Source organism: Mesorhizobium sp. M0296, from assembly GCF_040321675.1.
In the GTDB taxonomy this organism is placed as follows: Bacteria; Pseudomonadota; Alphaproteobacteria; order Rhizobiales; family Rhizobiaceae; genus Mesorhizobium.
In genome coordinates this window covers 101,365-126,488 of sequence record NZ_JAMYRZ010000011.1, presented here as the reverse complement: position 1 = coordinate 126,488, position 25,124 = coordinate 101,365, and the positions used below count along the sequence as shown (strand labels likewise).

20 protein-coding genes are annotated in these 25,124 nt (G+C 64.7%); 8 read left to right on the top strand and 12 right to left on the bottom strand.

Translation table 11 applies throughout. The annotated features are described in order from the left end of the window. Positions 1–220: 220 nt before the first annotated feature. The 5 genes from NKI97_RS13565 to NKI97_RS13545 all read right to left on the bottom strand — a co-directional run bounded on the left by NKI97_RS13565 (position 221) and on the right by NKI97_RS13545 (position 5,389). Positions 221–1,102: an SMP-30/gluconolactonase/LRE family protein gene (locus NKI97_RS13565; protein ID WP_352834658.1), complete on the bottom strand. Its 882-nt coding sequence runs from the start codon at positions 1,100–1,102 to the stop codon at positions 221–223. After that, positions 1,102–1,740 carry a 2-dehydro-3-deoxy-6-phosphogalactonate aldolase gene (locus tag NKI97_RS13560; protein WP_023679860.1) on the bottom strand — a complete coding sequence of 213 codons (639 nt, stop codon included), beginning with the start codon at positions 1,738–1,740 and terminating at the stop codon, positions 1,102–1,104. Before NKI97_RS13560 ends, NKI97_RS13565 begins: the two co-directional genes overlap by 1 nt. Continuing rightward, positions 1,737–2,687: a 2-dehydro-3-deoxygalactonokinase gene (locus NKI97_RS13555; RefSeq protein WP_502895044.1), complete on the bottom strand. Its 951-nt coding sequence runs from the start codon at positions 2,685–2,687 to the stop codon at positions 1,737–1,739. The genes NKI97_RS13560 and NKI97_RS13555 overlap by 4 nt, the downstream gene beginning before the upstream one ends. Continuing rightward, positions 2,687–3,454, bottom strand: coding sequence for an SDR family NAD(P)-dependent oxidoreductase (locus tag NKI97_RS13550; protein ID WP_352749613.1), 768 nt, complete (start codon positions 3,452–3,454; stop codon positions 2,687–2,689). The genes NKI97_RS13555 and NKI97_RS13550 overlap by 1 nt, the downstream gene beginning before the upstream one ends. 132 nt (positions 3,455–3,586) lie before the next feature. After that, positions 3,587–5,389: a GtrA family protein gene (locus NKI97_RS13545; protein ID WP_352834630.1), complete on the bottom strand. Its 1,803-nt coding sequence runs from the start codon at positions 5,387–5,389 to the stop codon at positions 3,587–3,589. Positions 5,390–5,518: 129 nt separating this feature from the next. On the opposite strand from NKI97_RS13545, the gene NKI97_RS13540 reads away from it, so the two are divergent. The 4 genes from NKI97_RS13540 to NKI97_RS13525 all read left to right on the top strand — a co-directional run bounded on the left by NKI97_RS13540 (position 5,519) and on the right by NKI97_RS13525 (position 9,767). Further along, a complete protein-coding gene (locus tag NKI97_RS13540; RefSeq protein WP_352472814.1) occupies positions 5,519–6,526 on the top strand; it encodes a glycosyltransferase in 1,008 nt (335 codons plus the stop codon). A gap of 8 nt (positions 6,527–6,534) precedes the next feature. Then, entirely contained in the window at positions 6,535–6,909 is a 375-nt protein-coding gene (locus NKI97_RS13535; RefSeq protein WP_352834628.1) for a GtrA family protein, read from the top strand. A gap of 216 nt (positions 6,910–7,125) precedes the next feature. Further along, positions 7,126–8,067 carry a glutathione synthase gene (gene gshB / locus NKI97_RS13530; protein WP_352749621.1) on the top strand — a complete coding sequence of 314 codons (942 nt, stop codon included), beginning with the start codon at positions 7,126–7,128 and terminating at the stop codon, positions 8,065–8,067. A gap of 167 nt (positions 8,068–8,234) precedes the next feature. After that, positions 8,235–9,767: a YifB family Mg chelatase-like AAA ATPase gene (locus tag NKI97_RS13525; protein ID WP_352834655.1), complete on the top strand. Its 1,533-nt coding sequence runs from the start codon at positions 8,235–8,237 to the stop codon at positions 9,765–9,767. A 374-nt stretch (positions 9,768–10,141) separates the two neighbouring features. Here the strand turns inward: NKI97_RS13525 and NKI97_RS13520 are convergent, their stop codons facing one another. The 6 genes from NKI97_RS13520 to lepA form a co-directional block, all read right to left on the bottom strand. Beyond that, positions 10,142–12,313 carry a malate synthase G gene (locus NKI97_RS13520; RefSeq protein WP_352834625.1) on the bottom strand — a complete coding sequence of 724 codons (2,172 nt, stop codon included), beginning with the start codon at positions 12,311–12,313 and terminating at the stop codon, positions 10,142–10,144. A gap of 129 nt (positions 12,314–12,442) precedes the next feature. After that, positions 12,443–14,470, bottom strand: a complete 2,028-nt coding sequence (locus NKI97_RS13515) for a hydantoinase/oxoprolinase N-terminal domain-containing protein (protein ID WP_352834623.1) — start codon at positions 14,468–14,470, stop codon at positions 12,443–12,445. 245 nt (positions 14,471–14,715) lie between these two features. After that, positions 14,716–15,339, bottom strand: coding sequence for a CDGSH iron-sulfur domain-containing protein (locus NKI97_RS13510; protein WP_352457281.1), 624 nt, complete (start codon positions 15,337–15,339; stop codon positions 14,716–14,718). A 426-nt stretch (positions 15,340–15,765) separates the two neighbouring features. Continuing rightward, on the bottom strand, positions 15,766–16,140 hold the full coding sequence (locus NKI97_RS13505) for a hypothetical protein (protein WP_352834621.1): 375 nt from the start codon (positions 16,138–16,140) through the stop codon (positions 15,766–15,768). A 278-nt stretch (positions 16,141–16,418) separates the two neighbouring features. Then, entirely contained in the window at positions 16,419–16,931 is a 513-nt protein-coding gene (locus NKI97_RS13500) for a hypothetical protein (protein WP_352451834.1), read from the bottom strand. A gap of 267 nt (positions 16,932–17,198) precedes the next feature. Beyond that, the gene (gene lepA / locus NKI97_RS13495) at positions 17,199–19,004 is read right to left on the bottom strand and encodes a translation elongation factor 4 (RefSeq protein WP_352451835.1); all 1,806 of its coding nucleotides are present in this window, start codon (positions 19,002–19,004) and stop codon (positions 17,199–17,201) included. Positions 19,005–19,163: 159 nt separating this feature from the next. Between lepA and NKI97_RS13490 the strand changes: the two genes are divergently transcribed. From NKI97_RS13490 to msrA, 4 genes are all read left to right on the top strand, one after another. Further along, entirely contained in the window at positions 19,164–20,228 is a 1,065-nt protein-coding gene (locus NKI97_RS13490; protein ID WP_352451836.1) for a TadE/TadG family type IV pilus assembly protein, read from the top strand. A gap of 221 nt (positions 20,229–20,449) precedes the next feature. Beyond that, positions 20,450–21,160 carry a DUF1223 domain-containing protein gene (locus tag NKI97_RS13485; RefSeq protein ID WP_352451837.1) on the top strand — a complete coding sequence of 237 codons (711 nt, stop codon included), beginning with the start codon at positions 20,450–20,452 and terminating at the stop codon, positions 21,158–21,160. 78 nt (positions 21,161–21,238) lie between these two features. Further along, entirely contained in the window at positions 21,239–21,574 is a 336-nt protein-coding gene (locus NKI97_RS13480) for a hypothetical protein (protein ID WP_352451838.1), read from the top strand. Positions 21,575–21,647: 73 nt separating this feature from the next. After that, the gene (msrA, locus tag NKI97_RS13475; protein WP_352834616.1) at positions 21,648–22,376 is read left to right on the top strand and encodes a peptide-methionine (S)-S-oxide reductase MsrA; all 729 of its coding nucleotides are present in this window, start codon (positions 21,648–21,650) and stop codon (positions 22,374–22,376) included. Between the two features lie 192 nt (positions 22,377–22,568). Here msrA and NKI97_RS13470 read toward each other — a convergent pair whose 3' ends face one another. Then, entirely contained in the window at positions 22,569–25,103 is a 2,535-nt protein-coding gene (locus NKI97_RS13470; RefSeq protein WP_352834613.1) for a mechanosensitive ion channel family protein, read from the bottom strand. Between the last annotated feature and the right edge of the window lie 21 nt (positions 25,104–25,124).

Genomic DNA, 25,124 nt, shown 5'->3' with positions numbered 1-25,124 from the left:
AAGTGTGAAACGGTTTCCGTCCGGAATTGCGTCAAAACAAAGAGATAGAGCGTTTCGGCGTTCCCGCGAAACGATGAACCGTTCTAGCATCGCACGGCGAATGCATTCGGCTGTCGCGGAACCGACGTCAGCCGGACGCCTGCACGACAGCAACGGCGCCATCTTCCTGTTTGACCATGATCTTTTCCGAAAACCGGTTCCCACTTTTCGGGATCATGGTCTAGCCAATCAGCACGCGTGGCTCGAAGCGACCATTGACTGGAATGTCGAGCATGAATGTCATGCCGGCTTGCGGGTCGAGCAGGCGCTGCTTCTCGCTCTTGCCCGACCAGGCGGAGGTGACCGCCAGCCGGTCGGCGTTCCTGCCGACGAAAGCTGGACAGGACGGTTGCGTCGCCGGCATCGCCACCGAACGGATAAGCTTGCCGTCGGGTCCATAGGCTTCGACGACGCTGCCGCCCCAGCAGGCGTTCCACAATATGCCGTCGCGGTCGAGCACCGAACCATCGATATAGCCCTTGGCCGAACGGTGGTCGACGAAGACCTTCGGTTCGCCAACCGGCAGGCCGGTCGCCGGATCGCAGCCGACGCGCATCAACAGCCCGGTGCTGGTGTCGGTGTAATAGGCGATCGTCCCATCCTCGGAAAAGCAGATCGAATTGGGTACCGTGACGTCGGCATAGAGCCGGCGCAGCTCGCCTTTGAAGAACCAGTAGATCGAACCGGCGGCCTTCTCCTCGCCCTTGCCCATGGTGCCGACCCAGAGGGCGCCGCAAGGGTGAACGCGTGAATCGTTCGAGCGGGTGACCGTATTGTCGGCCTCGATCGGCGTGTGCAGCGTCAGCTTGCCGGTCGCAACGTCGCGGACATGCAGACCGGTCTCGGTGGCGATCAGCTGGCGTTGGTCGTCGATGATGCAGATGGCGCTGGCCATCTGACCGAGCTCGTGGATTTTGACCGCACTGCCGGACAGGAGCTTTTCCAGGAGCTGGCCATTGACGATGTCGAACCAGTAGAGCGTGTCGGTGGCAGGGTCATAGCTTGGTCCCTCTCCGAGTTGGCAGACATGGTCGGAAAAAACCGAAACGATGGTCTCGCTCATCATGCCACTCCAAACGCCGCGTCCCAGGCCTGAACTGCGGCTTTCGCTCGCGCTGCCACTTCGTCGACGCTCATGCCCGGCTTGAACAGGCTGGAGCCAAGACCGAAGACGCTGACGCCGGCTGCCTTGTAGCCGGCAAAATCCTTATCTGAAACGCCGCCGACCGCGCCGACCAGCACACTGGCCGGCAGCACCGCGCGCATCGCCGAAATGCCTGCCGCGCCAAGCACGCTCGCCGGGAAGAATTTCAATGCCGAGGCGCCGAGCCGGATTGCTTGAAATGCCTCGGTCGGCGTGAACACGCCGGGCATCGTCACCATGCCGTAGTGCATGGCCCGGCCCATGACCTCGGCATCGATATTGGGGCTGACCAGCAGCCGCCCGCCGGCCTTGTGCAGGCCGTCGACATCGGCGGCGCTGAGCACCGTGCCGGCACCGACCAAGGCTGTTGGAGGAAGCGCTCCGACAATGCTGGCGATGGAGGCGTAAGGATCGGGAGAGTTGAGCGGCACCTCGATCGCTTCGATACCGGCGCCGAAGATCGCCTGGCCGATCGCCACCGCCTCGCTTGGCTTGAGGCCACGCAGGATGGCGACCAGACCCCGCTCGAGCTTTGGAAAAGGTGCGGTTTCGGTCATGCGGCAACTCCATTTCCGGCGATCATGCCATTTTCGCGCGCGGCTTCGGCAAGACCGGCACGCACCGCCTCGTCGGCGTCGACCACCCTGACCGCGAGCCCGGCAAGGCCGAGCGCGTCGGCATAGAGCTTGCCGAGTGCGCCCGACGCGATCAGCACGACGGGCACGGCACTCGCCCCATAACGGCGATTTGCCGAAGCGATCTCGCCGCCGATCAGCAGGCCGGACAGGCACGCGGCGGCATCCTCGGGCTTCAGATTCTGCAGCAGGCTGGCGGCGCGGATCGAGAACAGTCTTGAACCGATGTCACCGCCTTCGGCCAACGCCTTCAGGCACCACTCCCGGAAAAATGGATTTTCGGCGGCAACCGGCTTCGGCGGCTCGCCCAGCGAATGGCGCAGGATCGAGTGCGCGGCCAGCACCGAAAACAGCTCGCCGGTCGGCCAGGTGCCGAAACCGGCAACAGAGCCGTCCTCGACCAGCACCCATTTCGAATGGGTGCCAGGCATGCAGACGAGATGGCGTCCCTTTGCCGGCAAACCGGCGCCGGTAAGCTGCGTCTCCTCGCCGCGCATGACGTCGGGTGCGTCAACGAGGCGTTGGGCAAGGCCAGGCACGATGCGGATGTCGCGGCGCTGGCCGGGGATGCGGGCAGCGCCGGCGAGAATGGCGCCGATCGGCGCCGGAACGCTGACATATGGCGCCTCCAGCCAGCCCTGGCGCGAACCGGCCATGCCGCAAATGATGACCGGCAGCGCCTCGGCTGCGCCCAAGGCAGCCAGATGCCCTTCGAGAATGGACGAAAATCCTTTAGCCTGGGCGGTGATCAGCCCGTCATCGCCGCGCCGCTCGGCGAGAACCTTGCCGGCGCCATCGAGCAGCCAGACCCTCATACGGGTGGTGCCCCAGTCGACGGCCGCGACGGAAGCTGCCTTGCTCGATGAGATCACAGGAACCCCCCATCGACGATCAGCATCTGCGCGGTCAGCATGCGTGAGGCATCCGACGCCAGGAACAGCACAGTGCCGACAATGTCTTCCGGCTGCATCACCTCTTTGATGCACTGTTTGGCGACATGAGCGGCGAGCGCTTCTTCGGTGACCCAGAGCTTTCTCTGCCGCTCGGTGATCACCCAGCCGGGCGCGATCGCGTTGACGCGAATGCCGTCGACGCCGAGCTTGCCGGCAAGACCCTTGGTGAGGCCGACGATGCCGGCCTTGGCGGCGGTATAGGCCGGCATGTCGGGATGGTTGATGAGAAACGAGGTCGAGGTGAAATTGATGATCGATCCGCCGCCGGCCCGCTTCATGCCCGGCGCCACCGCCTGTGCGCTGAAGAAATGCGGGCGCAGGTTGATGGCATGGTTGTTGTCCCAGAACTCCACCGTGACATCTTCGACGGCATGACGGTCATCCTGCGCGGCATTGTTGACCAGCACGGTCACGTCGCCATGCGCCTCGGCGGCTTTAGCCGCCGATAGCCGCAACGCCTCAATGTCGCGTATGTCGGTCTTGAGATAGAGCGGCCGCCGGCCCAGCTCCTTCTCTAACCGATCGGCCAGCGCCACACTCGGACGGTCGGCAATATCGATGAAGGCGACCTTTGCCCCCTGGCCGACAAAGCCTTCTGTCAAGGCAGCGCCAATGCCGGAGCCGCCGCCGGTGATCAGCACCGAAGCACCTTCGAGGTCGGCAAAGCGTGCCGATGGCATCATGAAATTCTCTCCCGGTCCAATAATCGCGGTCGGCCGGCGCGCATCCTATCCAGCCATGTCGGGCGGGCAAGGGCGAAAGAGTGGATTGTCAGGACTTATGTCCGACAAAAGGCCGCACGGGCTGCCGATCGATCAGCTGCCCAGCCGGACGCGGTACAATTCGACGGCGGCGCCGCTGGTCCCGGCAACCGGCTCAAGCCATTCCGGCACGCTGCCGCGCATCAGCCCGGCAAGAAAGCCTGCCGGCGCCTTGGCTGCGAGGAGCTTGCTCTCGGCGCTGCCGGGGCACAGCGCGACGAGGCCGACGTGATGATCCGCCACGACCGTCCTGGCATCGGCATCGGACCCAAGGAAGGCATCGAGCGCCAGCAGGTTGCCGGCGACATTGCGATGATAGGGCCCGGCGAAGACGCGATGTCCGGAATAGGCCAGGATCGGCGATCCGAGATTGGAAATTGCCAGCACGGTGGTGCCGGGCAGGCGGCCAAGCGCCGCAAAGGAGGCCATGCGCTGGCAAGCGACATCGGTGCCGTCGCCATTATCCGCCGTGGTGTTGCTGTCGTCGAAGGCGACCGAGGTCGCCGCGGCAGCCCCAGTCCAGACCGCATTCACCGAAACCAGCCAGACGGCAGCCATGCGCAGCGCCACGCTGCGCGACGCGCTGGCCTCTGCCCGTTGACGCCATTTGGCAATCCAGGCGGCAAGCGGGATGACAGCGAAGGCGATCGAGAATGTCGAACCGCGCACCTGCCAGGCGCTGACGATGAAGGCCACGGCAAGCAGCGCGCCGACAAGGCTGTCCTGCCGCCGCCAGCCGCCACGGCCAAGGCGAAGCGCCATCAGCACGAGCGCGATGAGCGGCGTGGCATAGCGCGCCACCACCCCGGCCGGATCTTCAGCGAGCAGCTTGAACAGCGATTGCGCCTCGTCGATGTGATCAAGCCATAGCTCCTTGAGGCGCGGGTCGAGGTTGGCATAGGGCGCTGCCAGGCATTGTGGGAACAACAAGGCGACGACAGCGCCCAATAGCAGGGCAAGCAGGCCAAGTGAGGCGATGCGCCATTGGCGCGTGCGGCCGGCGGGCTCGACCGACGCTATCGCCGCAAGGCCGGTTCCGGCAATCGCCGCGACGACGAACTGCACGGTCGAGAAGGCGTCGCATTGCGCCTGACCCCAGGCAGACGGCGCAATGGTGGCGACAAAGACGAGCGCGGACACGCCGGCAAAGCCGAGGCCGAAATCCCTGGCGATCAGCCTCTCGCCATTGGCGCCGAGAGCAAACAGCATGGCAACGGAGGCGCCGATGGTGGCCACATAAGGCGCGGTCTCCATGCCGACGGCCAGCATCAATCCGGCGCACAGGCCGGAGAGCAATGCCGCCGGCCTGCGCGTTGGCGCTTCAAGCAACAGGCTCAGGCTGGCCATGCTCAGCATCAGCTGGACATTGTGGTGATCGAGCGCGCCAGGCGAAAAAATGCCGAGGAAATACAGTGCGGCAGCGCCGATCACGACAGCGGGCAGCACGGCGCTGTCACCGGCAAAGCTGCGTACGGCGCGAGCGGTGAAAAACACGGTCAGGCAAAAGAGCAGCGCCGGCCACAGCACTTGCGCAACATTCTCGGCAAAGGCCGCGCTGCCGGTCAGGGCCGATACGGCCATGATGATGGCCGCGATCGGCGCATCGACCAGCCGCGACCAATGCATGACGAAACCGCCTTCCAGGCCCATCCTGTACTGGTGGAGATCGAACCACCTTTGGCCGGCCAGCATGTCGCGAACTTCGACGAGGCGCAGCAGATTGTCGTTGTCGCCGCCGGCATTGGTCAGTGCCGGGAAGCCGACAAAGGCATTGACGGCAAGCGCCAGCACCGTGGCAAGCAGCGCCAGCGCGATATCGGACCTCCAAATGGAGGCGCCATCGTCGGCTGTGCTCATATCGGGACCTTTGGAAGGAATACGGGGCGGTTTAAACCTAGCCTTAACAGCTTCAATAAATAGTAAAGCCGCCCGAGCGAGGCCGGCGCTTGAGCGGTCAGGGGCCTCACAGGGCATCCGGAGACGAATATGCCACAAGAAGTGCGCCATGAGCCGAGCATCGCCGTGCTCCTGCCTTGCTACAATGAAGAGCTGACGATCGGCGAAGTGGTGCGGCGCTTTCGCGAAACGCTGCCTGCCGCCGCGATCTATGTCTACGACAACAATTCGCGCGACCTGACGGCGCTCCGAGCCCGCGCCGCCGGCGCCATCGTGGTGCGCGAGCCGCGCCAGGGCAAAGGCAATGTCGTGCGCCGCATGTTCGCCGACATCGAGGCCGACATCTACCTGATGGCCGACGGCGACGGCACCTATGCGCCGGAGGACGCGCCGCAACTGATCAACACGCTGCTGACCGAGCGCTCCGACATGGTGGTGGGCACCAGGCGCGGCGTCGCCAACGATGCCGGCAGGACAGGCCACGCCTTCGGCAACCGCATCTTCAACAGCCTCTACAAACGTTTGTTCGGCTCGGACTTTACCGATATCTTCTCGGGTTACCGCGCCTTCACCAGGCGCTTCGTCAAGAGTTTTCCCGCCGTTTCCGGCGGTTTCGAGATCGAGACCGAAATGTCGGTGCACGCCTCGCAGCTCAAATTGCCGGTCAGCGAGATCGGGCTCGACTATGGCCGCCGGCCGGAAGGCTCCTCGTCGAAGCTGTCGACCTTTCGCGACGGCGCGAAGATCCTGTGGATGTTCGCCATGCTGATGAAGGAGACGCAGCCGCTGCGTTTCTTCGGCGCTTTTTCGGTGTTCTTCCTGGCATCAAGCCTGTTTCTGATGGCGCCGGTGCTGATCGAGTTCGCCGAAACCGGGCTTGTGCCGCGCATGCCGACCTGGGTTCTGTCGGTCGGCCTGCTGCTGCTGTCGATGCTGGCGGCGGTGACCGGCGTGATCCTCGATTCGGTGTCGCGCGGCCGGGCCGAGCAGAAGCGCATCTTCTATCTGTCGATGCCTTCCGGTCGCGTCGAACGTGAACGTGCAAGTGCGCTCGCGACTTTGAAGACCGGACCGCGCAAGACCCCGCGGGCGGCTTAGAGCCCTAAATGGGACGCCTCGCCCGCTTCATGGTCGCCGGCGGCATCGGCTTCGTCGCCGACGCGGCGGCGCTTTGGCTGGTGTTGGCGATAGCGCCGCTTGGCCCCTTCGCGGCTCGCATCATCTCGATCGGTTTTGCCCTGTCCGTCACCTGGCTGATCAACCGCCATCTGACCTTCTCGCCTTCCAGCCGCGGCGTCGCGCAAGAGGGCGCACGCTACGGCGGCGTCGGCATTGCCACCAGCGTCGTCAATTATCTCGTCTATTGCGTCATGTTGTTCGCACTGCCGATGGTGTCGCCGCTCATAGCCCTTGCGGTCGCCTCGCTGGTCGCCATGGCGCTGTCCTTCCTCGGCTATTCCAAGCTGGTGTTCGACCGCTGAGAACTATCGCGTCGAGGTCTGCGCCAAGCGAAGCGTAGCCTCATCGTGACCTTGGCCGATTGGCAGAAGCCGCCGATTTCCTTATATCGCTGTCGTCGATGCATCGGCCCGAAAATCGGAATCGATTTTCGGAAAGCACGATGCATGGATTCAAAAAATGTTGGAGCGTACTTTGTGCGTCCAAGTGGATCGCTCCAAGTGCGCCGGAGAGCTGCCATGCCCCTGAAAGTCGCCGTCCAGATGGACCACATCTCCACCGTGTCGGTAGCCGGCGACACGTCGTTTGCGCTGTCGCTGGAGGCGCAGCGGCGCGGCCACCAATTGTTCCACTACACGCCCGACCGGCTGTCGCTGCGCGACGGCAAGGTGTTTGCCCGTATCGAGGCGATGCAGGTTCGCGACGATAAGGGCAATCATTATTCGCTGGGCGAAGAAGTCCGCACCGATCTTTCGGAGATGGACGTCATCCTTTTGCGGCAGGATCCACCCTTCGACATGAACTACATCACCACCACGCATATCCTCGAGCGCATCCATCCGAAGACCCTGGTGGTCAACGACCCTGCCTGGGTGCGCAACAGCCCGGAAAAGATCTTCGTCACTGAATTTCCCGACCTGATGCCGGACACGCTGATCACCAAGGACCCGCTCGAGGTCGCAGCCTTCCGCAAGGAGTTCGGCGATATCATCGTCAAACCGCTCTACGGCAATGGCGGCGCCGGCATCTTCCACCTGCACGAGGCCGACCGCAACCTCGCCTCGCTGCTCGAAATGTTCGGCCAGTTGTTCCGCGAACCCTACATCGTGCAGCGCTATCTGAAGGAGGTGCGGGCTGGCGACAAGCGCATCATCCTGATTGACGGCGAGCCTGTCGGCGCCATCAACCGCGTGCCGGCCGAGCACGATTCGCGCTCCAACATGCATGTCGGCGGCCGCGCCGAAAAGACCGAATTGACGGAACGCGAACGCGAGATCTGCGCCCGCATCGGTCCCTCGCTGAAGGAGCGCGGCTTCATCCTCGTCGGCATCGACGTCATCGGCGACTACATGACCGAGATCAACGTGACCTCACCGACCGGCATACGCGAAGTGCAGCGCTTCGGCGGCGCCGACATCGCCAGCCTGTTCTGGGATGCCGTCGAGGAGAAGCGCAACTAGCGTACATTGCTTCTGGAAGCGGCCGCGTTCCGGACCATTGCAGCCGTGGCGCTCAGCTGTTCCCCAAATGTTCTTGCCTTCGCCGGAAATCTGTGGTTGTCTCCGGTGACGCCGTTCGCGGCATGATCGCAAAGGCTTGGGGCAAAGCCTGCATCCGGGGTGAAGACATGGTGGCGCGGGTTCGCACGGTTGCTTTCCGGGGCATCGAGGCCGTGCCGGTCGACGTGCAGGTGATGATCGCGCCGGGCAAGGTCAACATGCACATCGTCGGCCTTGCCGACAAGGCTGTAGCCGAAAGCCGCGAGCGGGTGCAGGCAGCACTTCATGCATCCGGCCTGTCGATGCCGTCGAAGAAGGTCACCGTCAATTTGGCGCCGGCCGACCTGCCCAAGGAAGGCAGCCATTACGATCTGCCGATCGCCCTCGGGCTGATGGCGGCGCTCGGCGCCATTCCGGGCGACATGCTGGCCGGCTATGTCGTGCTTGGCGAATTGTCGCTCGACGGAACCATCGCCGCGGTGGCTGGCGCGCTGCCGGCGGCAATCGGTGCCAACGCCGAAGGCAAGGGCTTGATCTGCCCGTTCGCCTGCGGGCCGGAAGCGGCCTGGGCCGGCAAGGATTTCGACATATTGGCGCCGCGCAGCCTGATCGCCATCGCCAATCATTTTCGCGGCACGCAGGTTCTGTCGCGGCCGGAAGCCGGCATCCATGCCGCGGCGCGCGACCTGCCCGATCTCGCCGACATCAAGGGGCAGGAGACCGCCAAGCGGGCGCTGGAGGTGGCGGCGGCCGGCGGCCACAATCTTTTGATGGTCGGGCCGCCGGGCTCGGGAAAATCGATGCTGGCGCAGCGGCTGCCGTCGATCCTGCCGCCGCTGGCGCCCAGGGAATTGCTCGAAGTTTCGATGATTGCCTCCGTGGCCGGAGAACTCGGCGAAGGAAAACTCACAGACCGGCGGCCGTTCCGCGCGCCGCACCATTCGGCCTCGATGGCGGCGATGGTCGGCGGCGGCCTGCGCGTGCGGCCGGGCGAGGCCTCGCTTGCCCATCACGGCGTGCTGTTCCTCGACGAGTTCCCCGAATTCTCGCCGCAGGCGCTCGATGCGTTGCGCCAGCCGCTCGAGACCGGCGACTGCATGATCGCCCGGGCCAATCATCGCGTCACCTACCCGGCGCGTATCCAGCTGGTCGCGGCGATGAACCCGTGCCGCTGCGGCATGGCCGGCGAGCCTGGCTATCGCTGCCTGCGCGGCGACCGCTGCCGCACCGACTACCAGGCGCGCATTTCCGGCCCGCTGCTCGATCGCATCGATCTCAGGATCGAGGTGCCGGCGGTCTCGGCCAGCGATTTGATCCGGCCGGACCGGGCGGAGAAGAGCGCAGCCGTGGCACTACGCGTGGCGCGGGCGCGGACGATCCAGCGAGAGCGCTTCGAGCGGCTCGGCGCGACCTCCGCCACCACCAACGCGCATTGCTCGCCGTCAGTCATCGAGGAGATTGCCATTCCCGATGCCGCCGGCCTGTCGCTGCTCAGGGACGCCAGCGAAAAGCTTGGCTTTTCCGCGCGGGCCTATCACCGCGTCTTGAAGGTGGCGCGGACACTGGCCGATCTCGAGGCCAGCGAGACGGTCGGCCGCATCCATCTGGCCGAAGCGATTTCCTACCGCATGAGCTCGGAACGGATGGCACAAGCGGCGTGACGTTCCCCTCCCCCTTGAGGGGAGGGTGGCCGCGAAGCGGCCGGGTGGGGTCGCCGGTGAGACGCTCGGCCTGTCGCATTTCGAAACCGACCGAGGTGCGGAGCGTTGCGATGCTCCTCCTAGAGCAACGGACATTCAGATGGGATCATTCTGCCGGTGCACGACATCGGGCTCGCCACCTTTCGCGTGGTTTGTCTCGCCATCCCGGAAAGAGAATTGATTCCATCTGGGCGTCCGTTGCTCTAGGGCGCACCGTCAGAATTGGGTTGGCGCACTGCATTGGCGACCCCACCCGGCCCTTCGGGCCACCCTCCCCTCAAGGGGGAGGGGGACGCCGGCGCTTACCCTTGGCCTGCGTGCATCGTGCTTTCGGTTCAGCCGTTATCCCGCGCCTTCAGCTCCAGCCGCCGTGCGTGCAGCACCGGCTCGGTGTAGCCGTTGGGCTGGATGCGGCCTTTGAAGACCAGGTCGCAGGCGGCGAGGAAGGCGATGGACTTGTCGAAATCCGGCGCCATCGGCCGGTAGAGCGGATCGCCTTGGTTCTGGCGGTCGACGATCGCCGCCATGCGTTTCATCGTCTCCATGACCTGCTCGGGCGTGCAGACGCCGTGATGCAGCCAGTTGGCGATGTGCTGCGAGGAGATGCGCAGCGTGGCGCGGTCCTCCATCAGGCCGACGTCGTTTATATCTGGCACTTTCGAACAGCCGACGCCCTGGTCGATCCAGCGCACGACATAGCCCAGAATGCCTTGCGCGTTGTTGTCGAGTTCCTTCTGGATGTCCGCCTGAGACCAGTTCGGCCGGACAGCGACGGGCACGGACAGGATGTCGTCGAGTTTTGCCTTGGGCCGGCTCTTCAGCGCCGCTTGCACGGCATGGACGTCGACCTTGTGATAATGGGTGGCGTGCAGCGTCGCCGCCGTCGGCGACGGCACCCAAGCGGTGTTGGCGCCGGCCTTGGGATGCGCGATTTTCTCGGCCAGCATCGCCGCCATCAGGTCGGGCATCGCCCACATGCCCTTGCCTATCTGGGCGTGGCCGGCCAGCCCGCATTCCAGCCCGGTGTCGACGTTCCAGGCTTCGTAGGCGGCGATCCAGGCGGCCTGCTTCATGTCACCCTTGCGGATCATCGGGCCGGCTTCCATCGAGGTGTGGATCTCGTCGCCGGTGCGATCGAGGAAGCCGGTGTTGATGAAGACGACGCGTTCTTTCGCGGCGCGGATCGCCTCCTTGAGGTTGACAGTGGTGCGCCGCTCCTCGTCCATGATGCCCATCTTGAGGGTGTTTTTGGGCACGCCGAGCAGCGCCTCGACGCGGTCGAAAATCTCGACGGCGAAGGCAACTTCGTCGGGCCCGTGCATCTTGGGCTTTACGATGTACATCGAGCCGGCGCGAGAATTGGCGCGGCGCCCGTTCACGCCGATGTCGTGCAGCGCGATCAGCGCCGTCAGCGCCGCATCCAGGATGCCTTCCGGCACCTCGTTGCCGTCGCGGTCTGATATCGCCGGATTGGTCATGAGGTGGCCGACATTCCTGACCAGCATCAGCGAGCGGCCGGGCAAGGTCAGCGTGCCGCCATCGGGCGCGGTATAGGAGCGGTCGGGGTTGAGCCTGCGGACAAAGCTCTTGCCGGCCTTGGTGATCTCCTCCGCCAAGTCGCCCTTCATCAGGCCGAGCCAGTTGCGGTAGACCAGCACCTTGTCCTGCGCATCCACTGCGGCGATCGAATCCTCGCAGTCCTGGATGGTGGTCAGTGCCGATTCCAGCACGACATCGGCAATGCCGGCCGGATCGGTGCGGCCGATCTGGTTGTTGCGGTCGATGACGATTTCGATGTGCAGGCCGTTCTTGGTGAGCAGCACGGCTTCGGGGTCGGCGGCATCGCCGCGATAGCCGGCAAACTGTCTGAGGTCGGCAAGCGTGGTGGCGCCGGCACCCTCGCCGAGCCGCAACATGCCGTTGGCGACCGAAAGCCCGTTGACGCCGGCCCATTTGCCTGTGGTGAGCGGCACCGCCTCGTCGAAGAAGCTTTTCACCCAGGCGACGACCTTGGCACCGCGCGCCGGATTGAATTTGTTGCCTCGCTCGGCGCCGGCCGTCTCCGGGATAGCGTCGGTGCCGTAGAGCGCATCGTACAGCGAGCCCCAGCGCGCATTGGCAGCATTCAGCGCATAACGCGCGTTCATCACCGGCACCACCAACTGCGGCCCGGCAACCAAAGCGATTTCCGGGTCGACATTTTCGGTGGTCACGCCGAACGCCGGCCCCTCGGGCAGCAGATAGCCGATCTCGCGGAGGAACGTCTTGTAGGCCTCCATGTCGACGGGCGCGCCATTGTCGCGATACCAGCGGTCGAGCTTGTCCTGCATGGCATCGCGCTTTTCGAGCAGTGCCCGGTTTTTTGGCGAGAGATCATGGACGATCGCCGAAAAACCGTTCCAGAATGCCTCCGCCTCGATGCCGGTGCCCGGCAGCGCCTCGTTCACGACGAAATCATGAAGCTCGCGGGCAATCCGCAATCCGGCGATCTCGACGCGATCGGTCATCAGGGCTTCTCCAGACGAAAGGCTAGGCCGGGCCTTTGGCATGTCACGGTGGCAGGGTCAATTCAGCTCAGGGTGAAGGTAGGGCGTTTTCGCTGCCGATCTCCCCCCTCGAGGGGGGCGATTACGCGCTCACACCGCAATCCTTGGCCGTCCCGACGCCACCGCCACGACATGCGCCTCGATGAACATGCGCTGGCCCTCTACTGTGGAGACGCGGTATTCGCTGGCGATTTCGATCTCGGCGCTGTCGGTGCCGGCGTCCTTCGCCCGCCCGGCGGCAATCGCGCGCACATCTTTCTCCGCTGCCGCGATTGCCGCCGCCTCGTCGTTGAAATCGCGCACGCTTTCACCTGAGGCAACGCGGAACAGCCCTTCCTTGGGCTGGCTGACCCGCGCCTCGGCCGAAACCCGGACCTGGCCGACGACGGCGCCGAGCGCGTTGGCGACATCGGTATCCTGCGGCACCACGCATCGATTGCCGACCAGCTCGGCCAGGCCGGCATAATGCAGCGGCGCCGAGGCGCCGAGGCCGATCACCGGACGGTCGAGCGCGACGCTCAAGCGGGCGATGCCGGGATGCGCGTCGACGGCGCGCTGGACCAGGGCATGGGCGACGGTCGCCGCGCCATCCAGCCCGTCCTCGGCAAAGGCGGTCTCGAGGATGACTTCCGCCGACAGGCGGGTCAGCGCGGTCAGCACCCGTTCCGAGATCGCCTCCGGCGAGGCGGCGATGAACTGGCCGCGGCCGTCGCGCCTGCGCGCGAACAGCTCGGCACCCAGACGCGCCGCGGCGGCATCCCAATTGGCCTGCCTGCCCAGCACATGCGCGGCGTCCGACGGCGTGAAGCCGGCGACATGCACCAGCCCGCGCGACACCAGCCGGTTCAAGGTGGCGTTCTGGGCGTTCGAGGACAGCAATCTGTCGAGAGCCTGCGGCACGGCACCGATCAACTCGTAAAGCTTGGCTTCGGCACCGGTCAGTCCGGCCGCCAGCCGCTCCGGCACGCCGGTGCGCACAGCCAGCCGGCCATCCATGCGGCCGGGGTTGGGCGCGCGCAGCTGGCGTTCGAGCTCTGATGTGACGGCCTCGCCATGTATCATGCCGGCCAGCGCCAGCGGCACCAGGCGGCGCGGGCCGAGCAGGATTCTCGGATTGAGCACGCCGTCCTCCAGCGCCACTTCGGAATCGCCGCCGAGGCCAAAGGTGCGCATGGCGACGGCCTCGACCATGGTGCGGAACCCGCCGACGGTGGCGCCTTCCGGATCAAGCCGCGGCCGGCCCTTGTCGAGCACGGCAACGTCGGTGGTGGTGCCGCCGATGTCGGAGACCACCGCATTGTCGAGGCCGGTCATGTGGCGGGCGCCGACGAGGCTGGCGGCCGGGCCGGACAGGATGGTCTCGATCGGCCGCTGGCGGGCAAAGGCGGCCGAGACCAAAGCGCCGTCGCCGCGCACCACCATCAGCGGGGCGGCGATGTTGCGCGCGGCCAAAAAGCCTTCGGTTGCCGCGACCAGCCGGTCGATCATCGAGATCAGCCTGGCGTTGAGCAATGTCGTCAGCGCCCGGCGCGGGCCGCCGAGCTTGGCCGACAGTTCGTGGCTGGCGGTAACCGGCAGGCCGGTCCTGTCGCGGATCAGGTTCCGCGCGCTTAGCTCATGCGCCGGGTTGCGGGTGGCGAAATAGGCGCAGACGGCAAAGCCGGATACCGACTTTTCCAGTTCCGGCAAAGCTGCCTCCAGCCCGGAAAGATCGAGCGTTGCCGCATTGCCATGGACATCGTGGCCGCCGGGGCAGAACACCACCGGGTCGGTGCCGAGCGCCGCCTTCAGCCCGTCGCGGGCAAGGTCGCCTTCGGCAAAGCCAATCATCACCAGCGCCACGCGGCCGCCCTGGCCCTCGACCAGCGCATTGGTGGCTAGCGTCGTCGACATCGACACCAGTTTGATCGCTGCCGGGTCGGTGCCGGCCATTTCGAGCACCGCATCGACCGCGCCGGAGATGCCGACCGCCAGATCGTGCCGTGTCGTCAGCGCCTTGGCCTTTGCCAGCACCTTGCCGCTTGGCCCGCCGGCCTCCGACCACAGCACGGCGTCGGTATAGGTGCCGCCGGTGTCGATGCCGAGGAACAGGGGTGGCGATTTGGTCTTGGCGGTCATTGGCGGGTCCGGAGAATTCTCTTGCCCCGCCCCTTACCGGATATGAACGGGCCGATAAAGCCGCGATGGCTGGGCCAAGGCAGCGTAATCTCCCCCCTCGAGGGGGAGATGGCCGGCAGGCCAGAGGGGGTCGTCTCGCGTGGAGCCCCGGCATTCTCTGGCCGCGATGGCGTTGGCGTCAGGACGTACCGACCCCCTCTGTCGCCTTCGGCGACATCTCCCCCTCAAGGGGGGAGATCGCTAGGCTACCCCACAAACCCCACGCGCTTGTGCGAGCCATCGCAGAACGGCTTGTTGGCGGAGTGGCCGCAGCGGCAGAGGAAGGCGCGTTGCGTACGGTCGACCGTGTGGCCGGTGCCGGTGACGATTTCGACATTGCCTTCGAGCTTGAGCGGGCCGTTGGTCGTCGGCGTGACGGTGAGCGGGCCATCTCGCACTTCCAGCGCCGGCGTGTCCTTCAGCGCCGGCTCGCCGGTGGCGATGAAGCCCGTCTTGGCGTGGCTGCCGTCGCAGAACGGCTTGTTTTCCGAGGCGCCGCAGCGGCAGAGCGTGGCGCGGTAAGACGTTTCGCCGCCCAGCACGATCTCGGCATGCAGCGCCAGCGGACCGTTTTCCCTTATGCGCACAATGTTGACCACCGGCGGCTGTTCCTGCGGCCCGCCATCCTTGCGGATATAGGTGATGGCGCCGGACGGGCAGGCTTCGGCGAGCGCCACGATCTTCTCGACGCTGGCCGCCTCGGGGTGGATCCACTGGCCGGGCGCGTTGGGCACGAAAACATGCGGATCGCCAAGCACGCAGTTGCGCGAATGGATGCAACGTTTTCCCGAAAAGCCGATGTCGATGTTCTCGCCTTCGACCACTGCCATGGGTGGGTCTCCTGTCGGACTACGCTATGGCGACAGTCGGGACGACGTCAAGGCAGCATTCTCCCCCTCGTGAGGGCCGACCTCGGGCGCGGCGGTAAGGGAATTCGCATTTTTTGCTCGCAGCACCACATTTTGTTCTTGCTTTGTGCCGGCAGCTATGCTATTAATTTACGCATGGTGCCAATTGGCTCCAACGACCCGCCCGCCGAGGCGGGTTTTTTGTTTCAGCTTTGAATTCCGTTGCCGGCCTGCACTCGCGGGACGGCCCTCTCCCCCCTCGAGGGGGAGATGGTCGCGCAGCGGCCAGAGGGGGTCGGCACGACCGGACTCGGCCTACTACTGCAGAACAGGTTGGCGCTCTATGCGCGGCGACCCCCTCTGTCGCCTTTGGCGACATCTCCCCCTCAAGGGGGGAGATCTGCCACGTCACGGAACCAGATCGATTTCCTCGGTCTCGCCGCCACTGCAGGTGTAGCAGCAATCGTCGCACTTTTCCGTATTGCCGGGGCCGACGCCCCAATAGGTGTTCTCGTCGCCGTCGACCCAGGCGCCGTAGCAGATCGATTCGCCGTCACTGCAGGACAGCGGGATCGACTTGGTCTCGCCATCGTTGAGATAGTAATCCTGATTGTTGCCCGGCCAGACATGATCGCGATCCTGGCTGTAGAGCTCGACGCGCATGGCGTTCGGATGGCTGTTCTTGATCTCGAAGGTGACATCGCCGGCATCCGCGACGGGCGCAAACAGCGTGACAATGAACAGCGACGCGGCGACGCGGCGCCCGAAAGCGTAGGACGACATGATGATTTCCCCCCGGAATGAAGCGGCCTGCCCGGCCGCGAGGGGGAACATGGCATGGCGGCGGGATGGGTGGAAGGGGGTGCGCCATTTGCACATCGCGAAAGGCGCAGCGTTGCCAAGGAAGACCCCTCTCCGGTTTGCTTCGCAACCCACCTCTCCCCACTTCGTGGGGCGAGGAAATGCCAATAGCCGAAGCCTCACAAGACCTGGGTTCCTCGCCCCCACGAAGTGGGGGAGAGGTGGCCGCGAAGGCCGGAGAGGGGGCGGTCCGACTGGCCTCACCGGCTGGGCTTCAGCAGCGTCCAGATCCAGCCGATGAATGTGAGCACCAGGAAGGGATATCCGGCAGCGGGCAGCGGCGTCGAGGTCGGCAGCAAAGGCGCACCCCACAGGATCAGGCCCACTGAGACGACAAACAGCACAGCCGCCACGACAGCGGTAAGCCGCATCCACAGCGCGAAGGTTTTCGGCGCGCTGACCATGACCAGCGCCGCCGCCCAAAGCGAGATACCGCCGACATAGGAGGGCACGCTGGCCTCAAGCCCGGCCGCATTGCCGGAGAGCAGCAGGCTTTCGCCGGCGAGAAAGGTCAAAAATCCAGCCGCCACCCAGTCATTGCCCTGCCGCTGATACTTCATCGTCAGCAGCGCGGTCGCCACCACGAGCGCCACGCCGTCGATCGTCCAGAGCGTTTCGCGGAGTGGCGCGCTCTCGACGAAGGTGCCGGCGAGGCCCAGAGCGCCGCCGATGGCGAGGCCGATCGCGGCAATGGTGTCCAAGGTGGAACGCATTGATGTCTCCCCAAGCCGACGCGAGGATACTTCGGGATGGGGCATTCTCCAATGATGGTCCGCTGTCCTGAAGGGTCGCAATGGCCGGCGCGTATCCAGCTTGCTGACCTGTCGCACTCTTCTGCCCAATCTCCACCATGCTCCACCATGCAGCTTCAGCGCCGCGCTGGCGGGGGCCCACTGCTTCCGGCAGCTCCCCCGCTTTCGAAGCCTGCCATCGATTCACTGGATCGATGGCTTGGCGCGCTGTGCGCGCCAACCGGCTTCTCAATCGCCCATCTTCAAGGCCTGGATAAACGCTTCCTGCGGGATATCCACCTTGCCGAACTGCCGCATCCGCTTCTTGCCCTCTTTCTGCTTGTCGAGCAGCTTGCGTTTACGTGAGACATCGCCGCCGTAGCATTTGGCGGTGACGTCCTTGCGCAGCGCCGAGATCGTTTCGCGGGCGATGACCTTGCCGCCGATCGCCGCCTGGATCGGGATCTTGAACAGATGATGCGGGATCAGCTCCTTCAGCTTCTCGCACATCTGCCGGCCGCGCTTTTCCGCCGCCGTACGGTGGACCAGCATCGACAGCGCATCGACCGGCTCCTCATTGACCAGGATCGACATCTTCACCAGGTCGCCTTCCTTGTAGTCGGTGAGGTGATAGTCGAAGGAGGCGTAGCCCTTGGAGATCGACTTCAGCCGGTCGTAGAAGTCGAAGACCACCTCGTTGAGCGGCAGATCGTAGATCAGCATGGCGCGCTTGCCGACATAGGAGAGGTCGGCCTGGATGCCGCGCCGGTCCTGGCAGAGTTTCAGGATGCCGCCGAGATAGTCGTCGGGGGTGAGGATGGTGGCGCGGATCCACGGCTCCTCGATGGCCGCAATCTTGACGACGTCGGGCATGTCGGCCGGGTTGTGCAGTTCCTTGACCGAGCCGTCGTTCAACAGCAGGCGGTAGACGACGCTAGGCGCGGTGGCGATAAGGTCGAGGTTGAACTCGCGCTCCAGCCGCTCCTGGATGATTTCGAGATGCAGCAGGCCGAGGAAGCCGCAGCGATAGCCGAAGCCGAGCGCGGCGCTGGTTTCCATTTCAAAGGAGAAGGACGCGTCATTGAGGCGCAGCTTGCCGACAGCGGCGCGCAGATCCTCGAAATCGGCGGCGTCGACCGGGAACAGGCCGCAGAACACCACCGGCTGCGCCGGCTTGAAGCCGGGCAGGGCCTGTGCCGTCGGGCGCTTGTCCTCGGTGATGGTGTCGCCGACGCGGGTGTCGGCAACCTCCTTGATCGAGCCGGTGAAGAAGCCGAACTCGCCGGGGCCGAGCTCGTCGACATTGATGCGGGCTGGCGTAAAGACGCCGGTGCGTTCGACCAGGTACCTGGCGCCAGTACCCATCATGCGGATGGTCTGGCCCTTCTTCAGCACGCCGTCGATAATGCGGACCAGCACGATGACGCCGAGATAGGCGTCGTACCAGCTGTCGACCAGCATCGCCTTCAGCGGGGCCGTGATGTCGCCCTCGCGCGGCGGCGGCAGATCGTTGACGATGGCTTCCAGCACGTCGGGAATGCCTAGCCCGGTCTTGGCCGAGATCAGCACGGCGTTGGAGGCGTCGATGCCGATCACCTCCTCGACCTGTTCACGGATGCGCTCGGGCTCGGCGGCGGGCAGGTCGACCTTGTTCAGCACCACGACGATCTCATGGTTGTTGTCGATCGCCTGGTAGACATTGGCCAGCGTCTGCGCCTCGACGCCTTGCGAGGCGTCGACGACCAGCAGCGAACCTTCGCAGGCAGCGAGCGAGCGCGACACTTCATAGGCGAAGTCGACATGGCCGGGCGTGTCGATCAGGTTGAGGATATAGTCCTCGCCATTGTTGGCGCGGTATTTCAGCCGCACCGTCTGCGCCTTGATGGTGATGCCGCGCTCGCGCTCGATGTCCATCGAGTCCAGCACCTGCTCCTTCATGTCGCGCAGCTCCAGCCCGCCGGTCGACTGGATCAGCCGGTCGGCAAGCGTGGATTTGCCATGGTCGATATGGGCAACGATGGAGAAGTTGCGGATGTTTTTGATCGGCGTGGTCATGCGGCGCGCTTTAGCAGGGGCACGGTACATCGGCAAGCGGCGGGACGCGGGTGCGGCGGCCGGGCGGCAAAGTCGTTAAACTTTGATCCATGAGATTAGAGCATAGTTTGCGCCCGGCATGGTAACCCACCGGTCTATCGCCGTTTCGGGGGGATCGGAATGCCGCTGTCAGCACGCAAACTTCTCAGATCGGTGAGCGGCTCGTTCGCGCCATTGCTCGCCATCTTGCTTATCCCGATGGTTGCCGCATTGGGTTTTTCCACCGACTATACCTCTGCGGTTTCAACCAGGGCATCGATGCAGAACGCCCTCGATGCAGCGTCGCTGTCGATCACGACGCTTGCGACGGACACCTCACTGGCGGACCGCCAGGTAAAACTGCAGGAGGCATATCTGGCCAATGGCGGGCAAGGCACGGCCAAGCTCGACAGCTTCGTCGTCGCCACCGACGGCGCCGCCAGCATCAAGGCTTCGGCCGGCTTTGCCATGCCGACGAATTTCATGCAGATCGCCAGGATCAACACGGTGCAGATCGGCGTTGCGTCGGCAGTGACAAAGCGGCCGGCGTTGGTGCAAGCCACGTTCAAGGTGACCAAGGTCTCGGGCTGGTGGGGCAAGACAATGACGCTCTACGGCACCAAATTCGGGGACACGGTGGCCAACAAGCTGATGAAGATCACCTACACATACAACGGTTATGGCGATCCGAAAGGCTATGGCACGGCGACCGTCTCCACCATCAACGGAGCGACGATCACCATGGCCCAGCAGCAGGTGTGTACGACCACGACGGTGCTCAGCTTCTACGGCTTGCCTAGCACCACGATCGTCCAGACCGACTCATATGGCAGGAAATACGCGACCACCTGTGTCAACACAATGTATCCCGCGACCGGTGCCGGCGCGGTGATCGACGTCAGCCAGATGGACCAGCTATATCTGCAGATGGATGTTCCGTCAGGCAATCCAACGGTGCTCAAATCGAACGATCCGGCAACATCGAACCGCCTCTACGCGAACGGCGTCGAGATCGCCAGTGGCCAAACGGTCGATATCTTCACACTGGTGCCGTGCGGCCAGACCAGCACACAAGCGTGGGAAGACGGGGGATCGTCGGTGCCGACATCTCCGACCATCACCGATTCCAACGCGGACTTTTTCTACACAGTAACCGGCAAATGCGCCTTCAATCAGCGGGCATCCGAAACGCTGTTGACACAATAGGCCGCCGCAGCTGAGTGCGAGGGCATATCGGCCCGCTTAGGCTACCCGTCCATCACACCGCCGCCCCGGTCACACCGGGTGACGTGTTGGTTGCGAGCGACCGTCTTCCCTTCGCCCCTGTGGGAGACGGGAGAGCTGCGAACGATCACGAAGCGGTGATGCTGTAACGAACCGTGTGTCGGCGGCGAAGTGTGGACATGGAACCGCACAGGAGAACAGCGATGACCGGATCGAAACGACGCACAGCCCTGATGGGGCTCGCCGCGGCACTGTTTTCCGCGACTGTGCTGTCGGCAACCAGCGCGGCCGCCGGACAGACGCTGACCGTCGTAGAGCTGTTCACCAGCCAGGGCTGCTCGTCCTGCCCGCCGGCCAACGCCAATCTGATCAAGGTCAAGGACCGGCCCGGCGTGCTGGCGCTGTCCTTCAACGTCACCTACTGGGACTATCTCGGCTGGAAGGACACATTCGGCAAAGAAGAATTCACGCAGCGCCAGGTCCGCTATGAACCGTCGCTCGGCCGTTCCGGCCCGTTCACGCCGCAAGTGGTGGTCAATGGCAGGGCCGATGCCGTCGGCGCCAGGCCGGGCGAGATCGAGCAGCTGATTTCGAGCGGCGGCCACGGTGACGGACCTTCGCTGTCGCTCGCCGGCGGAAAGGTCAGCATCGGCGCCGGTCCGGTGCCCGGCGGCAAGGCCGACGTCTGGCTGGTGCGTTACGGCAAGGGCATCGTCGAGGTGCCGGTGGCGCGCGGCGAAAACACCGGCCGCACGCTGCCGCACGCCAATGTCGTGCATTCGCTGACCAGGCTGGGCAGTTGGACCGGCGACGCCACCGCACTGCCGCTGCCGGCGGCGACGGGCGGCCTCAGCACAGCGGTGCTGGTGCAGGTGCCGGGCGGCGGGCCGATCCTTGCTGCCGCTACCAACTAGAAACCCTGCCGAAATTTTCACAACGCGCAGCGGCGCCGCCGCATGCGATCAACCCTGCCAGAACCCTAGGAGATCATCATGACCAATCGTTTGACCAATCGCCCGACCCTGGCGGCACTCGCCTTCGCACTTTGCTCGACGGCGCTGTTTGCGGGAGGCGCTGCACGGGCCGAAGATGCGATGAAGCCGGCGATGGCGACAAACGCCATGAAGCCGGCAACGGGCGCCATGAAGCCGGCAACGGATGCCATGAAGCCGGCCGGCGCCATGGCGGCTGACGCGATGGCCACGACTGCGATGAAGGCGGGCGATCCGATGAAGGCCGACTGCATGAACAGGGCCGCCGCCGAGACGGACGCCATGAAGAAGACAGAGGCGACCAAGGCCTGCGATGCCATGGCCTCGGCCAAATAGGCGATGCGCACAGCAATGTGAGAGCCCGGCGGATCCGTCGTATAATCCAAACCAGCATCATGGGAGATCAGACATGACCGGAGCCGTGAAACGATCGTCGATTTTCGCAAAAGCAGCACTTGCCGCGCTCATCCTCACGGCCGCCGCGGCCGTATTCTGGCAGACGCCGGCAGTCTCGGCCGAAGACGCGGTGGTGACCCCGCCGCCGGCAATGGACGAGAAGGCCACCGCCGGCACCGAAAAGGCGGTCTTCGCCGGCGGCTGCTTCTGGGGTGTGCAAGGCGTGTTCCAGCACATCAAGGGCGTCACCAGCGCCGTTTCCGGCTATGCCGGCGGCGACCAGGACACGGCCGTCTATGAAATGGTCGGCACCAGCCGGACGGGCCATGCCGAATCCGTCGAGATCACCTACGAGCCGTCCAAGGTGACCTACGGCCAGCTGCTGCAGGTGTATTTCTCGGTGGCGCACAACCCGACGCAACTGAACTACCAGGGCCCGGACACGGGCACCCAGTACCGTTCGACGATCTTTGCCGAAAACGACGCACAGAAAAAGATCGCCGAAAGCTACATCGCCCAGCTCGACAAGGCCAAGGTGTTTCCCAAGCCGATCGTGACGACGCTGGAGACTGGCAAGACCTTCTATCCGGCCGAGGACTATCACCAGGATTTTCTGACGCTCAACCCGACCTATCCCTATATCGTCTACAACGATTTGCCCAAGGTCGAGAACCTGAAGCGGCTGTTCCCCAACCTCTACAGCGAAAAGCCGGTGCTGGTGCTGGCCGCCAACAAGAGCTGAGCTTTTGCGGGGGGCCTGCTGATCTCCCCTCTTGAGGGGGAGATGGCCGGCAGGCCAGAGGGGGTCGGTTCGGTTGGCGCGACGCGGTCCGGCATATCGAGGAAGACGAAGTTTGCACTCCACGCGCGGCGACCCCCCTCTGTCGCTTTCAGCGACATCTCCCCCGGAGATCAGCAGTTTCCGCGCTTCGCACTACTCCCCCTTTTTCCAGGGCAGGCTCCAGCGCACCTTCTCCAGCGTCGCCTTTGCCTCGGCCGAGTCCGGGTCGGGCTCTGTCTCGCGATAATGCGCCGAGCCCTCAGGCGGGTAGGCAAGTGTGTTGTTGAGGGCGAATTTGTCGATCTGGCTGAAGTCGGGGAAAGGCAGATTTTGCGCCTCGCGCCAATCGCTGACCCTCTTCTCCGCGGCGATGCGTTTTTCGTCGTCGACCGGAAGGTCGGTGGCTCTGTATTCCAGTGACGAAGGGAAGGCGAACTGCGCGCCGGCATCATCCATGATGTTGATCATGGACAACAGGATGTCCTCGCGGATGGCTTGAAAATCGGCCACGTCGGCGGTTTTGATATAAGTGAACACGTCGATATCGAGCGAATAGGCGCCGAAGCCGGCAAAGCGCACGCGGCACGGCTCATCGATGACGCGAGGATGGGCAATCAGCAGCTTGCGCAGCTCGGCCAGGACGTAACGTAGCTGATCGGGCGTCGTTTCGTAGCGCAGCTGCAGCGTCGTCGCGAACCGGGTGCGGTCGCGATGCGCGTAGTTCTCGATCTGCATGCCGGCGAAATCCGAGTTTGGCACCGAGATGATCGTGCGGTCGAGCGACCGGATGCGGGTGGAGCGCATGCCGATATGCTCGATCGTGCCGGACTGGTCGCCAAACTTGCAGAAGTCGCCGACGCTGACCGGCCGGTCGGCATAAAGCGTCAGGCCGGAGAGGAAGTTCTGCAGCGTCGGCTGCGCCGCCAGCGCCACCGCCAGACCGCCGATGCCGAGACCGGCAATGACGCCTTCGTAGGGGATGGCGAGCAATTCGGCCAGCAGCAGGAAGGCGACGACCAGCACGGCGACGCGCGCCACGCCGGTGGACAGCGAAATCAGCGTGTCGTGATAGCCGGGCACCTGCCACAGTCCACGGTAATGGTCGGCGACCTTGCCGATCAGGTGCCAGACCACCGGCACGGCGCCAATCACGACCAGGCTCCAGGCGATTGCCTTGACCGGGGCGGCGACCACTTGCGGCAGACCGAGCGGGCGCAGCGTCAACAGCAGGAAGAAGCCAAGCACGATCGAGCGCACCGCCCATTCGACAATGCGGAAGAAGGCCGGGCTGTCCGTCCTTCGCACAAACAAGGAAATCAGCGCATTGGCGATGAAGCCGAAGACGATGCCGGCCAGCGCGGCAAGGCTGAGCATCGACCATTGCCAGCGCTCCATCGGGCCGGCGCGGGTGAGCAGGCCGGGGCTGATCTCGCGGGCGAGGCCACGGGCGATGAAGAACGGGTCGGTGCTGGCGAAGGCGGCGAATTCCGGCGCCACCGGCACGTCTTCGACATCGGCATAGAGCGCGCGGATGTGGGCGAGCGTCTCGGGCGTGAACTGCCAGATCTTGTCCTTCTCAGTCTCGACCGGGCCGATGACGATGTTGCCGGCGGGATGCTCGAAATAGACGAAGGGGGTATTGCTCTTCGGATCGTCGGGGATCTCCTGCCAATAGACGTAGCCGATGCGGTCGATGACCTTTTTGAGATAGCGCTCGAGCAGGAACGCCTCGTCGCCACGCACCGCCTGACTGTAGTTGCGCAGGTCGAGCGCCGCCTGTGCCGGATCGCCGGCCTCGGTGAGGCCGCTCAACAGCACCTTGAACGTGTCGCGCGGCGAGGCGAGCCTGCTCGGATCGTCGACCATGTCGACGGCTTCGCCACGCGCTTCCTGGAATTCGGCGAGCTTTGCCTGGAGCTGGCCAAGTGGCGGCCCGACGATGAACCAGTCGCCATTCTTGCGGCGAAAAGTGACGGCGAAGGAGACCCTGGTGCCGTATTGCGGCAGCGTCGCCGTCACCTCGTCGCCGGAAATCGCATCATGCGGCAGGCTCCACAGACGGAACGTCGCGTTGTCGATGACGGTGAACAGAAGCTTGGTGTAATCGGGCATGTTGAGGCCGCCGCGGTCGGCCTCGGTGACGTCGACGAGACCCGCTGCCAGACCGGCAAGACCCATGCCGCCGCCGGTGGCGCGCGGCACGTTGTCGGCGCCGCTCTCGTTCATCGTCTGCAGGAACGAGCGCATGGTGCTCATCGGGCTCGACTGGTCGACGCGGACGTCCTCGACGGCGCTGACGCGCACGCCTGTCCACCATTCGGCGGTGGCGGCATCGAAGCGGCCCATGAAGCTGCCGCCGTCGGGCGATTGGACGAAGGTGAAGGCGCCCTGGCGGTCGCCTTCGAACCAGTGGCCGACAAGCTTGTCGCCTTCGGCCTTGGCCTCGATACGGCCGTTATAAAGCGGGTACATGCCCTTTACGTCAGTGCCCGTCTGCTCGAACTTGATCTGGGCGCCGCCGCCGCGCCACTTCGTGTCCCACACGCCCGTCCAGTTGGCCGCGTCCTGGGCATGCGCCTGCGGCATGGCCGGCAGCAGGCCGGCAAGCGCGAGTGCGCCGATCAGCGCGACCGTCCGGATCAGCAAAAGCAGCAGCCGATCCTCTCCTGCCGCAGAAAAGGGGTTCATTCTATTGCCCTTCTTCTTGCC